Origin of the sequence: Christiangramia gaetbulicola, assembly GCF_003054225.1 — a bacterium.
GTDB lineage: Bacteria > Bacteroidota > Bacteroidia > Flavobacteriales > Flavobacteriaceae > Christiangramia > Christiangramia gaetbulicola.
In genome coordinates, this window is sequence record NZ_QBKQ01000001.1 from 239,842 (window position 1) to 254,767 (window position 14,926).

Genomic DNA, 14,926 nt, shown 5'->3' on the forward strand with positions numbered 1-14,926 from the left:
AATAAATGTCAGGCCAATGAGGGAAAGTAAATTGAGTAGGGTCGGTTTGCTTTAACTGGTCTGGCATTTTATTTTTACCCAAGCGCATCCTGTAAAGCTCTGCTTTGAAAATAGTTATAAAAGAAAAAACACTCAAGCGAGCTTGGCGTTTTTCTTTCTTGTTCAGGATTCGCGCTGCGCATCCAATAAAGCTCCGCTTTGAAAATCAAAAAGTCACAAAATCAAAAAAGCAAGCTTTATGATTTCGATTGCTTTTTGATTTATTCGTGACCCAGACAGAACAAAAACAATTTAAATTATTCTCAGAGGAAAACCCCAAGCATAAAGAATTGATGAAAGTGGTAGATCAACTAAACTTTCGGGAAAATGGGAAGGTAAAATTCGGTGTTCAGGATCTAGGTCGTATCTGGAAGATAAAACAAGAAAGGTTATCTAAAAGGTATAGTACTAGATTAAATGAAATAATAACAGTAAAAACTTAAATCAAGACCGTACAATAAGCGTTGGGTAAAAAGGAAAATGATTAACTAGGCTAACAAACCAAAACTAAGCCGACAAATCCGCGTCCCTTACTCCGCCAACTGGCGATAACCGAGACCGTTGGCAGTCATTAAAAAAACTGGAATGCAACAATAAAAACTATGGTTTGATTTAACTCACCATAGTTTTCATAGAAAGGAAAATAAATTTTCTAAAAACCTAATAGATTATTGTACCCCATCCATCATTCGAAAAGGTTCCAGAGACGGGTTGTCCTGTCGTCTCATCCAATTCTTCAACTATAAGGGTCTCATTACTTCTAAAAGAACCAGTTGCATCAGAAAATCTTCCTGTACCACCTACAAAATCGAAAACTCCACCAGCAAATAGTCCGAATTCATCGAAGAAAACTTCAACAGATTCCCAATAAAGTTCATCTCCATTTGCTGCGATGTATTTGCCAGAAAGATAAAATTGTTCATTTGGTATGGTACATATTACACCTTCAACATCAATTATTCCCAAATGAATCGCCTTTCCATTTCCTTTTATAGAAAATTGTAGTAATCCATTACAGTTTGTGGATTCTGTGAAAAACCAATTCCCAGAAGCTTTAGATTTAAAGGGACGATTAACAACCTTAGCCTTTAATTCAACTTCGCTAGTTTTAATACCAGAGGAATCTTTCAAAAAATCCTCTTGCTCATCAATACTGCACCCAATAAAAAGGAGAGTACAAAATGCCAATTGAAAAATAAATTTTAGTTTCATATCATATAGTTTTTAATTTATATTCAATAACATGTAAGGAGTTAACTATAAATTTATAATGCTCTATCTAGCGAAACAATGATATATATCAAATTTATATATTATAATACCCGAATTATCCTTAACTAACTTAATTATGGTGATACTTATTTAAAACTATTTTAATTGAAATAACGACTGCCAACAAAGAACTAAGGTAAAATCCAAGTACTTCTAAGCTAATTTCGATATATAATTTTCCTGGTAAGAAGTTCCTGATTTAGCTATGGCAAATGCCTGTTTCAGGAGCTTATTGCACACAGCTATGAGTGCCAGTTTCTTACTCTTCCCCTTCTCAACTATTCGCTCATAAATTTCCCTGCAAGCTTTATTAGTTTTGCAATCAGTGAAACTACACATGAATAGTAAATTCCGAAGCTTTCGATTGCCTACTTTACTAATTCGACTGCGTCCTCTTACACTGGTTCCGGATTGCCTGATCGTTGGAGTGATCCCAGTAAAACAGCAAAGCTGCCTGGCATTCTCAAAACTGGTAAATCCGTCTGTAAGCACAATTAATAACATCGCTGTCTTCTTACCCATCCCTGGAATACTTGTTAATTGCTCCAGTTGATCTTCCTGGGTTTGCCTGACTAAGGATTCCAGCTTGGTTTCAATCTGATCTAATTCCTTCTCTAATTGCTTTAGCGTTCGAACGAGTGATCTACTAACAGTCTTTGAAGGTGTACCGAGAGCTTTCTCTCCGTGTATCTTATTCTTCACCGCAGTGCGTTGTTTCAAATAAAGATCCTGAAGACTTAGTAGCTGCAAACACTCTGCCTGCACGGCGTTTCTGGCTGTGTACAAAGGAACTTTTGTAGCCTGTGCATATTCACAGATCGCTTTGGCATCACTCTTATCGGTCTTGATCTTGGAGAGTTTCATCTGAATAAAACGCTTCACCGAAAGTGGATTCACAACCGATACCGTTATACCTTTCTCATATAAATACTGAGCTAATCTGTAATGATAATAACCAGTAGCTTCCATAACTACCAGGCTGTCATTCTTAATAAACTTCAGCAAGCCTTTAAAGCCTTTTACATCATTAGAGAACTGGTCATGCTTTCCATTTTGATCAACCACATCAAAGAATGATTTACTAATGTCTACTCCGTAAAAATGTTTAATTTTATCCATATAAGAATGATTGGAAAGAACAGCTACTTTGGTTTTCATCGACTTAAAAACGAGATCCAGGTCTCACAGAACTAAACGAAATTAAAGTAGAAAAGAGAGGGGATTATCATTGTTGACGGAATCTCTAGTTCCCACGGTTTATATAATCTTATTCCTCTCTTTGGTTCTTTCTGATTAACTATCAAAATTTAGAGAAATTAAACTTAAGACGGTTAATCGCCAATAGTCGGCACCGTTAGAAAGAAAATAATTAACTTGACCAACTAACCAATACTAAGCCGATCCCCGATGCATCGGGACCGTGTCCCCTACTTCGTCAACTTGCGTTATCCGAAAAATTCTACTACTAATTCATCGAAGTTATTTTCAACTTTAGCGTCAAATTAGATTAAGTGATAAAGATAAAATAGAAGCCAATCTCTATAAAGTGAATAAGAAATAATTAAAATACAAAAAACTACGGCCGCACATTGGGCGGTACAAACTAAAATAAAAAACCCGCAAAAAGCTTATTTTTAGCTATTTGCGGATCAACCCTGTGACCCCGGCAGGATTCAAACCTGCAACCCTCAGAGCCGAAATCTGATGCGCTATTCAGTTGCGCCACGGGGCCTTATTTCACACTTTGCCTTGGCATCAATGTGATACTGACTTTTTAAGCCAGTTTCTTTCTTACAATCATAGAAATAGTCTTCCCGTCTGCCTTTCCAGCCAATTCTCCGGTAGCCATTCCCATTACTTTCCCCATATCCTGCATACCAGAAGCTCCGGTTTTTGCAATGATCTCATCAACCTTTGCTTCGATCTCTGCTTCGCTCATTTGCTCAGGAAGGAATTGCTCAATAACTTCAGCCTGCGCCAGTTCTGGTTCGGCAAGATCTTCTCTCCCCTGTTCCTTATATATCTGGGCACTGTCCTTACGTTGCTTTACGAGTTTCTGCAAAAGCTTCATTTCTTCTTCCTCGGATAGTCCATCTTTAGAAGAAGATTCAGTATTTGCCAGTAAAATAGCTCCTTTTACAGCTCTTAAAGCCTCAAGTTTTAAACTGTCTTTAGCTCTCATTGCAGCCTTCATTTCGGCCATTACCTGTTCCTGTAAACTCATAATCTAAAATTATAGGTGCGAAGATAAAATTTTCTACCTGAAATTACCACTTATTTATCCCTTCAAAATTAAGTATATTCAAAGTTCTAAATTTTATTGAATCCATGAAACAGCTCATCTTTTTCATACTTATTCTTTTTTCTCTACAAGTCGTTGAAGCTCAGGAAAAATACCTGGACAGTCTTTATAAGGTAGAACCCGTTAATACTGAAGTTTATGCTGAAAAAGAAGGTGAAAAACTGGTGATTGACCTATACCGACCTGCCGGAGTTCAAGAAAAAACTCCTCTTATAGTATTTATGCACGGGGGTGGATTCTCTGGTGGAAGTCCCAAAAATCCTCAGGAAGTAAAATTTGCCAAAATTGCCGCCTCTAAAGGTTACACCGTCGGGCTAATATCTTATCGTCTGAAAAGGAAAGAAACCGGTTTTGGTTGTGATTATATTGCTTCTGGTAAGATCGAAACTTTCCAGATGGCCGCCGAAGATTTTATGGATGCTGTAAACTTTATGCATAAGAATGCTGAAAAATTCAAGATCGATAAAGACAAAATTATTGTTGGAGGAAGCAGTGCTGGTGCAGAAGCTGTCCTGAATGCGGTATATAATCCAGATCTAATGTTCGATAATTCCGAAAAATATTCAGATATCGAAATCTCCGCGGTATTCTCACTAGCGGGTGCTATCGTGGATGCCCGGTATCTAGGAAAGGAACAGGCCGTTCCCGGTATTTTCTTTCACGGGACAGATGACAACCTGGTTCCTTATGCTACCGCACCTCATCATTATTGTGAAAACTCCAAGCCCGGATACCTCATCCTCGACGGCTCGAAAACCATAGTTGAAAAGCTTAAGGAGCTGGATAGTTCTTTCCTGTTTTACAGTTTTAAAGACGCAAGGCACGAGATCTCAGGAATGCCATTTGAGGATTTACCTGAGGTTTTCAGTTTCATGAAAAGGGTGATTTTCGAAAAAAATAAAATCCAATCAGTAGTATACAAATGAGAAAGATTTTAATCATTGCAATATTGATGTTTTCCCTTTTCTGCGGAAGTACACTTTATGCTCAGGAAAGTAAATGGTATAAAGGAAACCTGCATACTCATTCCTACTGGAGTGATGGTGATGAGTTCCCGGAAATGATCATGCAGTGGTATAAGGACCGTGAATACCAGTTCGTGGCCTTATCAGACCATAATATTATCGCAGAGGGTATAAAAGCGATAAAAGTGCCTAACGAACCGCTTTACTTGAAAGCATTTGAAGAATACCTCGAAAAATATGGTGAAGACTGGATGAATTACCGCAGGCTCGAAGATGGCGTGCAGGTTCAGCTTAAAACCCTGGAGGAATTCAGGCCTCTCTTTGAAGAGCAAGAGAAGTTCATGATCTTCAAGGCTGAAGAAGTGACTTCTTATTTAGACAATAAGGCCATACATATGGGCGCGATCAATATCGATACCGTCATCAAACCCAGGAAAGGAAATACTGTTGTGGAACTAATCCAGAATAACCTTAATGCTATTAGGGAGCATGGAGAAGAAAACGGGAAAACCGTTCTGCAGCATCTTAACCATCCAAATTTCACCTACGCTATTACGGCCAATGATATAAAACAGATCGATGGTGAAAGGTTTTTTGAAGTATTTAATGGTCATCCTTATGTCAACAATTATGGCGACAGCATTCACGACAGTACCGAGCAGATGTGGGACCAGGTTAATATCGCCTACCACGCCATGAATAAACCATTACTGCTGGGTATTGCCACAGATGACAGCCATCACTATCATAAATTTGGATCTAAATGGAGCAATGCCGGCCGCGGCTGGGTGGAAGTCCGAGCTAAAGAACTTGAACCAGAAAGTATATTGAAAGCCATGTATGCCGGTGATTTCTATGCCAGTACCGGGGTGGAACTATCTGAACTGAATTTCAATGGAACCCAACTCAGCATTGCCGTGAAAGATTCGAAAAATGTGAATTACGAGATACAGTTCATAGGGGTTAAGAAAGGCGCTACCGAAAGTGAGGTCCTGAAATCTGTAAATGGATCCCAGGCCACATTCGAGATCCCTGAAGATGTACTCTTCGTCCGGGCTAAGATCATTTCAGATAAATTGAAGAAAAACCCTTATCAGGAAGGCGATGTTGAAGTTGCCTGGACCCAACCTGTTACCAGAAAATAAAATAACTTAAATGAAACCTATAAAATACCTCCTGATCCTGTTCTTAGCGATCGGTCCCTATTTGCATGCACAGAGACTGGTTAAAACCGTGAATTCTGCATGGGAATTCCAGCTAGGGAATTCGAACTCCAGGAAAACTGTAAATATTCCTCATACCTGGAATGCCGAAGATGCTTTTACCGATGGTCAGTACTTCAGAGGCAAAGGAATTTATCATAAAGAAATTTTTATCCCGGAAAGCTGGAGCGAGCAAGCGGTATTTTTAAAATTTGAAGCAGCAAATCAGCTAACCAAGGTATTCGTAAATGATAAACTGGTTGGTGAACATATTGGAGGGTATACCGCTTTTGTATTTGAAGTCACTGAAGCCCTGAATTTCGGCTCGGCAAATGAGATCAGGATCGAAGTGGATAATTCACATAGTGCAGATATTCCTCCCCTGGAAGCAGATTTCAATTTCTACGGCGGAATTTATCGTGATATCGAAATGATCGTTACCGGGAAAAGTCATTTTCAATTGGAAGGCGAAGCAGCCGGAAACCTGCTCATTAAAACACCCGAGGTTAACGAAAATATGGCCCGAGTTGTTTTTGAAGGAAAGGTTGTAAATCCCAATGAGAATTTAAAACTGCAGCTTAAGATTTGGGATCCATCAGGTAAAATAGTTTCTGAGCTTAACCAGCCAGTGAACACCGGAGATCTTTCCGTTGATCTCACAATCGATGATCCAAAATTATGGTCCCCGGAGAATCCTCAACTTTATTCTCTTCAGGCAGATCTTATTGATATAAGGACAGGAAAAACCATAGATTCTTTCTTTTCGAAATTCGGCTGTCGCTGGTTTAAAGCAGATCCTGAAAAAGGTTTTTTTCTAAACGGCAAACCTTTAAAGCTCATTGGAGCCAATCGCCATCAGGATTTTCAAAATATGGGTAACGCGGTTCCCAATTCCATTCACCGGAAAGATTATGAAATGATCAAGGATATGGGTGCCAATTTTATAAGAACCGCACATTATCCCCAGGATCCGGAGGTTTATAGAATTTGTGATGAACTTGGACTACTTGTCTGGACCGAAGTTCCCGTGATCAATGATGTGACTGACACTGAAGCTTATCACCAGAATGCCATAAACATGCAGCGTGAACAGATCCTTCAGCTTTATAATCATCCCTCTATTGTTTACTGGGGATATATGAACGAGATCTTCATCAGGCTCGTGTTTACCCGGGATATGCAAGAGGAAGCGAAAACCGCTAAGATCAAAACAAGTGTAGAACTGGCTAAAAAACTCGAGGCCGAAACCAAAAAACTGGACACCAGCAGGCTTAGTGTAATGGCACTTCATGGAAGTGATATTTACAATACTTCGGGCATAGCAGATATTCCAGATGTTATTGGCTGGAACCTGTATTTTGGCTGGTATAGCCCGGGTCTGGAAAACCTAGGAAAATTTCTTGATGAGCAACATAAAAAATACCCGGAAAGACCGATCTTAATTTCAGAATATGGTCCCGGTAGCGATTCCCGGATACAGACCAATGATCCAAAACCATGGGATTATAGCGAAGCTTACCAGTTAAAAAGTCATGTAAGTTATCTGAACCAGGTTATTGAAAGAGATTATATGCTGGGAATGGCCGCCTGGAACTTTGCCGATTTCGGTTCCTCTGGCCGGCAGGATAGCAGACCCTTCATTAACCAGAAAGGTCTGGTAAATTTTGATCGTGAACCCAAGGACGTTTATTATTACTACAAAGCAAGACTTACCAAGGAACCTTTTGTATATATCGCCGGCAAAAATCAAGAGACCAGATATATCTCTAAAGACAGCCTGGTAAAACTGAAAGTATTTTCTAATTCAGACCAGGTACAACTTGAAATAGATGGCAGCGAAAAGAAAGAAGCACAGGTAAAAGATAATATCGCAGAGTTCAGCTTAGAACTTTCAGAAGGTGAACATAGGGTAACTGCTATTTCAGGAAAAGCAAAATATCACAGAAACATCAAGGTCTTTTTCAAGGAAAATCTTCTGGAAAATATTGAGAATGGTCCCCTGCTCATCAATATTGGTAGCCACAGCGATTTTATTGACGAGGAAACCGGTGAGATCTGGATCAGTGACCAGGGATTTTCTGGTGATTTTGGTTATGTAGGTGGCGATACCTATCAAAAATCCAAAGACAAATTCCAGGGTATAGCCGCAAATATTAAGGGGACAGATAGAGAACCGCTATTTCAAACCATGAGAGAAGGAATCGATTCCTATAAATTTGAGGTACCAGAAGGAAAATATCGCGTTTCGTTATTGTTCACAGAACCCAATCGCGGAGCTTCAACGCAAAATATCTATAACCTTACCTCAGATGAAATACAATCTGAAAAGGGTTTAAGAGAATTTGATATTCTAATCAACGGGAATAAAGTTGAGAAAAACCTGAATCTCGCACGGGAGTATGGAATCCTTCAGGCAGTGGAGATCAGCTATGAAGTAATTACTGAAGACGGAATAAATATCGAATTCAAACCGGAGAAAGGCAAGACTATTATTTCGGGAATCAGGTTAGAGAAACTATAAAAAAAGCCCCGATGAAAATTTCTCACCGGGGCTCCACAAACTAAAACTAAAGGGATTTAATTTTTCAGAGTTATTTGATAGACCTCACAGGTTTTGAAAACCTGTGAGGTCTATGCGGAATATCCTAATCTAATGAGATGCTGAAACAAGTTCAGCATGACGCCATTCCCTTTGAACCAATCGTCACCCTGAATTTATTTCAGGGTCTCAGATTGTTTTAAAATTTTATAAGGTTCTGAAATAAGTTCAGAATGACATTCTTTATCATTTTAAGAAGTATAAACATTAAATTATTTCTTCAGATTGAATGAACCATTAAAGTCAGCATCTGAACTTCCCGCAATGAAAAATTCAAATTCGCCAGGTTCAAAAACATATTCAAGTTGAGAATTATAGAATTTTAAATCTTCCGCAGTAACTTTAAAATTCACCTTTTTAGATTCTCCTTTTTTCAATGCGATCTTTTGGAATCCTTTAAGTTCTTTTCCAGGAGGAGTTACGCTTCTCACCTTATCATGAATATAAAGTTGAACAACCTCTTCTCCATCATAATCACCGGTATTAGTAACAGTTGCGCTCAGCTCGATAGAACCGTTAGCATTAAGACTTCCCGAACTTGCCTTAACATCGGTATATTCAAAAGTGGTGTAACTCAGACCATATCCAAATGGCAATAATGGCGAATTCGGAGAATCCAGATAATTAGACTTGAACTTCTGGAACTCTCCAGATTCTGGTCCTGGTCTACCCGTGGTTTTCATTCTGTAATGAATTGGGATCTGCCCTACATTTCTTGGCCAGCTGTTGGTTAACTTCCCTGAAGGATTATAATCCCCGAAAAGAACATCGGCTACAGCATTTCCTGCTTCCACTCCTGGATGCCATACCTGAAGTATATTAACCGGAAGAGACATTTCTTCTGATATATCCAGGGGTCTACCGCTCATTAATACCAGAACAACGGGCTTTCCGGTTTTAGCTAGTTCATTGATCAATTTCTTCTGGCTATCTGGGATCGTGATGTCTGTACGGCTGGCTGCCTCACCACTCATTTCTGTAGCTTCACCAACTACGGCAACAATAACATCAGAATTCTTAGCCAGATCCAGAGCCTCCTTAAGTAGGGCTTCAGGAGACTCATCTGCGATCTGAACTCTTGGACCAAAAACATTCACTTTTTTAGCGAATGATGTATCATTAGAAATATTAGCTCCCTTAGCATATTGTATATTGGCCTTAGGTGCTACATTTTTAATTCCTTCTAAAATAGGAACCGATAATTCCGGATTCCCAGTTGGTGCCCAGGTACCCAACATATTATTTTTATTATTAGCTAAAGGTCCCACTAAAGCGATCTTTGCGCTTTTTGCTAAAGGCAGGGTATTATCATGTTTTTTAAGCAGAACGAAAGACCTGGTCGCTGCTTTTCTGGCTAGTTGACGGTTCTCTGCGGTCAATATATCCTTCTCTGGTCTGCTTTCATCTGAATACAAATACGGATCTTTAAGCAAGCCTAATTTATGCTTCGCCTCCAGGATTCTTCTGGTTGCCTTAGTGATCTGCTCTTCTGAAACCTTTCCTTCTTCTACAGATTTTTTCAATGTGGTTAGAAAACCTTCCCCAACCATGTCCATATCCAATCCTGCATTGATAGCCATTGCTGAAACAGCCTGAAGATCACCCATACCATGTGCGATCATTTCGTTCACAGAAGTATAGTCTGAAACTACAAATCCACCGAATCCCCATCTCTCACGCAGAAGGTCTGTAAGCAACCATTTATTACCTGAAGCTGGAATACCATCTATATCGTTAAAAGAGGTCATTACGCTCCCTACACCGGCATCTACGGCCGCTTTATATGGAGGTAAGTATTCGTTGAACATCTTGAGTCGGCTCATATCGACAGAATTATAATCTCTACCCGCTTCGGGAGCACCATATAAGGCCATATGTTTTACAGTTGCCATCATCGTTGCTGGCAGGGTAAGATCTTCACCCTGGTACCCTTCTACCATTGCCTTAGCAATCTGAGATCCTAAATACGGGTCTTCCCCTGCTCCTTCAGCAATTCGACCCCAACGAGGATCACGGGCAATATCCACCATGGGTGAAAAATTCCAGTTGATCCCATCTGCCGTGGCTTCTTTAGCTGCCATTTGAGCGCCTTGTTTGATCAATTCCATATCCCAGCTGGAAGAAAGTCCCAGAGGAATTGGATAAGTTGTCTTATACCCATGTATAATATCTGAACCTATTAATAATGGAATTCCTAATCTTGAGGATTTAACAGCGATCTCCTGCGCCTGTCTTACCTTTTCGGGGCTGGAAACACCAAATACTCCTCCAACATTTCCGGCTTTTATCTTCGCTTCAACGTCTTCACTCACCACAGATCCGGTAGCTACCCCACCACCTGGTGTTAGAAGATTAAGCTGACCTATCTTTTCCTCGAGGGTCATCTTTGAAAGCAGTTCTTCAACTTCGGGAATTCTCTCCTGAGCCTTCAGGACAGATACTCCCAAACATAATATGAGGGTGATTGAAACATAGATTTTTCTCATTTTCCTATTCTTTTTGTTTGCTATTTGGTTTTTTACTTACTCTACTTCTATTATCTCTGATCTCTCAGAAATACCATTTTCGCTGAATGCTTCTATACTGAAATAGTATTTAGTATCCCGATCAAGGCTGCGCATAAAATGGTCGTTTTTATCATAGACCAGCCAGGACTGATATAATTTATCCGGAGCAATTCCCCAGCGGATATTATAACCCTGGGCTCCTTTTACCGGCTTCCAGTCCAGAGAAATATTTCTTCTGTCTTCTTCCCTTGAAATCATGAAGCCTTTCACTTTTTCAGGTTTTTTACCCAATCCTTTTCCAAAAACCCTTATTTCAGATAATGCAAGATTCTTACCTGGGACCTCAACATTGTTATATCGAACGTATTTTGCTTTTACTGGTTTATTCAGCGATATATAGGCATTTGGAGCATCTTCGTAACTATTACTTCTATCTACTGCGGTTTTCCAGTTCTTTCCATCTTCTGAAACTTTCAGGGTAAACCGGTGCCTTAATCCTTCAGTTCGGGTATATATTCCTGATTCCTCATCATGAAAATTCAATTGAAAAGCATAGATATTTCCGGGAGCAAGCATTTCAATCTCGATCCATTGTTTATCATCATTAGCTTCAGCAACCCAGAATGATTTCGGGCTCTCGTCTGTTAACACCTTCGAAATAACTTCTCCATCGTCATTTTTTTCCAAGGGCATTTCGGTAATATCATAGTCACCATCTGTGGCTGTACTTTTTTTGATCTGCTTTTCTGAAGAAGAAACCGTAGCCTTTCCTTTATAAGAAAGCAACATCCAGCCACTATGCTGACCTGCTTTTGTTGGATGACCTGGGCCGAATAAGGGATAATCTCCATAACTGGTATCTGTATACATTAATCCCACCTCATCGAAATAGGTAGGAAACATGCACAAACGGCGTTCCCAGTGAGAATTTGAAGCCAGGGCCATCGTAGCAAAATGCCAGTACTGCCCGTTGGTTTGTTTTACCGTGATCCCATGACCGGCACCATTGGTAAAGCCACCCGGTTTAAAACTCATGGGGTTATTCTTCATATACTTAAAAGGGCCTAACGGTGTTTCTCCTACATAAGCGGCATCTGCATATACATTAAATTGCGTACCCGGCGCGGCATATTGCAAATAATATTTACCATCGTGCTTGGTCATAGAAGCGCCTTCCATATATCCTTCTTTTAGGGTCGGATGATAATTGTTCTCTCCAAAGCGCTCCCAACCGTGTTCTTCTTCCACCAGGTTGATCAATTCTTTCTGAACTCCGGTTTCCAGGAAACGATCATCTTTATCCAGCATTTTTACTTTAATAGGATGCACATTGGAAGATCCCCAGTAGAGATAGGTTTTGCCATCATCATCTATGAATAATTCTGAATCCTGAATATTATTGGAAATCGAAGCTGTAGGCGTCCACTTGCCACTTTTTGGATCATCGGTGTATAAAATACTTCCGTAACCTGCAGGATCACCAGCAAAATAGACCAGGGAATCTTTATAATTGAAGGCGGTGGGAGCATTGGAGCCTTCAAAATACCATTGTTCAGGTTTTATGAATTCCCAGTTAATTAGATCTGTGGAATGCCAGTAGCCGAATGATCGCGTAACGAACATATAATATTCCCCACGGTATTCGATTACTGCAGGATCTGCACCCGAACGATAGGAAATATTATTACTTGAATTATAGACCATATAAGTATAATCAATATCCAGCGGATTAATATATGTTTCCGGAACTACTTCCTGGGCATTGACCAGGATTGAGACCATTAAGGAGACAGACGTAAATATTTTATTTAAACTCTTCATTAATTAGAACTGAAACGATCTTTTAATTTTTATTCTTTAGTTCGTTCTTTTGAAAACAACCACGGCAATAAATATGGTTCTGAAAATGCAGAGTCCCAGCTGTTGTGATTATCATTTGGATACAGGGATAGTTTAGCGTTCCCACCTTTATGATTTATAACCCTGGCCATTTCCTTAGATAATCTTGGTGGTACCACGTCATCTTTTTCACCATGAAAGATCCAGATGTTGAAACCTTCAGAATAAGAATCAGCAATTTCAGGATTAGCGCCACCGCAAATTGCAAATGCCGCGGCAAACATTTCAGGCTTTTTGTATATGATCTCATAAGTACCCATTCCGCCCATGGAAAGACCACCTACATATACTTTTTGATCATTGACGAATTCCTGTTCCACTACCGAATCCATCAACCTCATTACCATATTCAGAGATTTAGTAGGTGCTTCAGTATTCTTAAAATCGAATTGGAAAGGCATGGTATCTCTCTTAACTTCAACTTTCGCCCAATAATCTTCTTTAGGAGCCTGTGGAAATATCACGATCGCCGGAAAGTTCTTCCTGGTTTCGGCTTTAAGAAAAAGATCACTCCCATGCACTAATTGAGCTTCATTATCGTCCCCTCTTTCCCCTGCACCGTGTAATACCAGAACTACCGGGTATTTCTCGTCTTCAGAAAAATTATCCGGAAAAAGCACCCTGTAATTAAGGGTATCATTTTCAGAAATGAATTTTTCTCTTTTAAAATCTTCTTTAGTCTGTGCGTTTATACCAAAAGGCATCAATAATAGAATCGCACTTAAAGCGATCAGCAAATATTTGAATTTATTTTTCATAAGTAAAACCTAGTTTTTTTAATCCGTTTTGTACTTCTGGAGCTCCCATAAAAAGATCCCAGATAAGGCCTGAACGGTAATTCTCTATCATCACTACCATTGGTCCCTGATCTATGGCCAGGTATTTATCTGCTACCCATGGCTCACCCTCAAGACTGTACGCATCATAAAATCCTGCCGGTCCCCAAAGTAGATCATTAAGATCTGTAAAGAAATATCGCATCGCCGCAAGAGACTTTTCAGGGGTATATGGAATTGAGCTGATAGCAGCCGTAGGAGAAACCACTCCTTTATCGCTATCTGGGGAGTGAGCAGCATATCCTAATCCACCATCTTTATTTTTGCTATAACTGGCAGTTAAACCCCATGAATTTGGTCCATAGGTCTTGAAATTGTTTGGGTTTTCCTGGGCATACTCATAATTGATCAGGCTATGGTTCACATTAAGATCCCAGTAATTGGCATATTTGTCTGAAAGTCCTTTAGGATTAAGACCCAGGTATGAGTAATGTGCCCAGAATAAAGGTCCGCCTTTGTCTCCGCGGGTATTATGCTTTAATATTAAAGGTAAACCATAAGCTTCCTTATCTGTAGTTATATTTCCACTTCTGGCCCAGCCATCATGATAGGCTTTGGCGTCTATGGCGTAATCTGGAGAAGAAGCTGCCATCACATAAGTGATAAGGCATTCATTATAACCTTCGATCATAAAATCCATTTCCCATTCATATACCGGAGACCAGTGCCAGTAAATTCCATCCTTGTTGTTGGTATACCAGTTCCATTCGATACCTCTCCAAAGCTCATCATATTTTTTAGCCACGGCTTTTTCCTTTTCTGAACCATTTTTAAGGTATTCCCTCACTACGATGAATCCCTGTGCTAAAAAAGAGGTTTCCACGATGTCCCCTCCATTGTCTTTTTCACCAAAAGCCTGAACCTTACCAGTCTCACCGTTAAGCCAGTGTGACCATGCTCCATGAAACCGTGGTGCTTGCGCAAGAAAATTTGCGATCTTATCAAGTCTTGCTATAGCAGAATCCTGCGGAATAAATCCTCGTTCCATTCCCGAGACTATTCCCATAAGTCCGAAACCTGAACCACCCGTAGTAACGACGTGAGAGTCATTCCTTGGGTAATCTCCATCTGGATGAAATCGTTCCCTGGCCATACCACTATTTGGCTCAGCGTAATCCCAGAAATATTTAAGGGTTTGTTTTTGAACAGTATCAAGAAGTGCTTCTTCAGAAAGTTCCGGCTGCTGTTCAGTGTTTTCCGCTTTCGCCAGATTACCTTCCTGGTTATTCCCATTTTTACAGGAAGTAAAAAGGAGTCCGCCAAAAATTGTTATCAGTAAATATCTTTTGAACATTTTAGTCGTAG

General features: G+C 39.8%; 11 protein-coding genes and 1 tRNA gene. 4 read left to right on the forward strand and 8 right to left on the reverse strand.

Going from position 1 to position 14,926, the window contains the following annotated elements; genetic code table 11:
* Positions 1-332: 332 nt before the first annotated feature.
* Positions 333-482, forward strand: coding sequence for a DUF4113 domain-containing protein (locus C8P64_RS01110; protein ID WP_108171234.1), 150 nt, complete (start codon positions 333-335; stop codon positions 480-482).
* 217 nt (positions 483-699) lie between these two features.
* On the opposite strand, the gene C8P64_RS01115 is transcribed toward C8P64_RS01110, so the two are convergent.
* The 4 genes from C8P64_RS01115 to C8P64_RS01130 all read right to left on the reverse strand — a co-directional run bounded on the left by C8P64_RS01115 (position 700) and on the right by C8P64_RS01130 (position 3,535).
* Complete coding sequence (locus C8P64_RS01115; protein WP_108170220.1) at positions 700-1,251, reverse strand: hypothetical protein; 552 nt, start codon at positions 1,249-1,251, stop codon at positions 700-702.
* A 213-nt stretch (positions 1,252-1,464) separates the two neighbouring features.
* Complete coding sequence (locus C8P64_RS01120; protein WP_108171235.1) at positions 1,465-2,430, reverse strand: IS110 family RNA-guided transposase; 966 nt, start codon at positions 2,428-2,430, stop codon at positions 1,465-1,467.
* Between the two features lie 539 nt (positions 2,431-2,969).
* Positions 2,970-3,043: transfer RNA gene (locus tag C8P64_RS01125), tRNA-Arg, on the reverse strand.
* 42 nt (positions 3,044-3,085) lie between these two features.
* Positions 3,086-3,535 (reverse strand): GatB/YqeY domain-containing protein, encoded by a 450-nt coding sequence (locus C8P64_RS01130; RefSeq protein ID WP_108170221.1) that lies wholly within the window; start codon positions 3,533-3,535, stop codon positions 3,086-3,088.
* A gap of 104 nt (positions 3,536-3,639) precedes the next feature.
* On the opposite strand from C8P64_RS01130, the gene C8P64_RS01135 reads away from it, so the two are divergent.
* From C8P64_RS01135 to C8P64_RS01145, 3 genes are read left to right on the forward strand one after another with little or no spacing between them, the layout of a single operon-like run.
* Complete coding sequence (locus C8P64_RS01135; RefSeq protein WP_108170222.1) at positions 3,640-4,539, forward strand: alpha/beta hydrolase; 900 nt, start codon at positions 3,640-3,642, stop codon at positions 4,537-4,539.
* Positions 4,536-5,723: a CehA/McbA family metallohydrolase domain-containing protein gene (locus tag C8P64_RS01140; protein ID WP_108170223.1), complete on the forward strand. Its 1,188-nt coding sequence runs from the start codon at positions 4,536-4,538 to the stop codon at positions 5,721-5,723. Before C8P64_RS01135 ends, C8P64_RS01140 begins: the two co-directional genes overlap by 4 nt.
* 10 nt (positions 5,724-5,733) lie before the next feature.
* Positions 5,734-8,301: a glycoside hydrolase family 2 TIM barrel-domain containing protein gene (locus C8P64_RS01145; RefSeq protein WP_108170224.1), complete on the forward strand. Its 2,568-nt coding sequence runs from the start codon at positions 5,734-5,736 to the stop codon at positions 8,299-8,301.
* Positions 8,302-8,591: 290 nt separating this feature from the next.
* Here the strand turns inward: C8P64_RS01145 and bglX are convergent, their stop codons facing one another.
* The 4 genes from bglX to C8P64_RS01165 are packed head-to-tail and all read right to left on the reverse strand — an operon-like array spanning position 8,592 to position 14,915.
* Complete coding sequence (bglX, locus tag C8P64_RS01150) at positions 8,592-10,865, reverse strand: beta-glucosidase BglX (RefSeq protein ID WP_108170225.1); 2,274 nt, start codon at positions 10,863-10,865, stop codon at positions 8,592-8,594.
* 36 nt (positions 10,866-10,901) lie between these two features.
* The gene (locus tag C8P64_RS01155; RefSeq protein WP_108170226.1) at positions 10,902-12,707 is read right to left on the reverse strand and encodes a family 43 glycosylhydrolase; all 1,806 of its coding nucleotides are present in this window, start codon (positions 12,705-12,707) and stop codon (positions 10,902-10,904) included.
* Between the two features lie 29 nt (positions 12,708-12,736).
* Positions 12,737-13,543 carry a carboxylesterase family protein gene (locus tag C8P64_RS01160; protein WP_108170227.1) on the reverse strand — a complete coding sequence of 269 codons (807 nt, stop codon included), beginning with the start codon at positions 13,541-13,543 and terminating at the stop codon, positions 12,737-12,739.
* Entirely contained in the window at positions 13,533-14,915 is a 1,383-nt protein-coding gene (locus tag C8P64_RS01165; protein WP_108171236.1) for a glucoamylase family protein, read from the reverse strand. Before C8P64_RS01165 ends, C8P64_RS01160 begins: the two co-directional genes overlap by 11 nt.
* Between the last annotated feature and the right edge of the window lie 11 nt (positions 14,916-14,926).

Excerpts from the sequence above, each read along its gene's own strand:
- C8P64_RS01110 (WP_108171234.1), top strand. The coding sequence starts at position 333 with ATGAAAGTGGTAGATCAACTAAACTTTCGGGAAAATGGGAAGGTAAAA.
- C8P64_RS01115 (WP_108170220.1), bottom strand. The coding sequence starts at position 1,251 with ATGAAACTAAAATTTATTTTTCAATTGGCATTTTGTACTCTCCTTTTT.
- C8P64_RS01120 (WP_108171235.1), bottom strand. The coding sequence starts at position 2,430 with ATGGATAAAATTAAACATTTTTACGGAGTAGACATTAGTAAATCATTC.
- C8P64_RS01130 (WP_108170221.1), bottom strand. The coding sequence starts at position 3,535 with ATGAGTTTACAGGAACAGGTAATGGCCGAAATGAAGGCTGCAATGAGA.
- C8P64_RS01135 (WP_108170222.1), top strand. The coding sequence starts at position 3,640 with ATGAAACAGCTCATCTTTTTCATACTTATTCTTTTTTCTCTACAAGTC.
- C8P64_RS01140 (WP_108170223.1), top strand. The coding sequence starts at position 4,536 with ATGAGAAAGATTTTAATCATTGCAATATTGATGTTTTCCCTTTTCTGC.
- C8P64_RS01145 (WP_108170224.1), top strand. The coding sequence starts at position 5,734 with ATGAAACCTATAAAATACCTCCTGATCCTGTTCTTAGCGATCGGTCCC.
- bglX (WP_108170225.1), bottom strand. The coding sequence starts at position 10,865 with ATGAGAAAAATCTATGTTTCAATCACCCTCATATTATGTTTGGGAGTA.
- C8P64_RS01155 (WP_108170226.1), bottom strand. The coding sequence starts at position 12,707 with ATGAAGAGTTTAAATAAAATATTTACGTCTGTCTCCTTAATGGTCTCA.
- C8P64_RS01160 (WP_108170227.1), bottom strand. The coding sequence starts at position 13,543 with ATGAAAAATAAATTCAAATATTTGCTGATCGCTTTAAGTGCGATTCTA.
- C8P64_RS01165 (WP_108171236.1), bottom strand. The coding sequence starts at position 14,915 with ATGTTCAAAAGATATTTACTGATAACAATTTTTGGCGGACTCCTTTTT.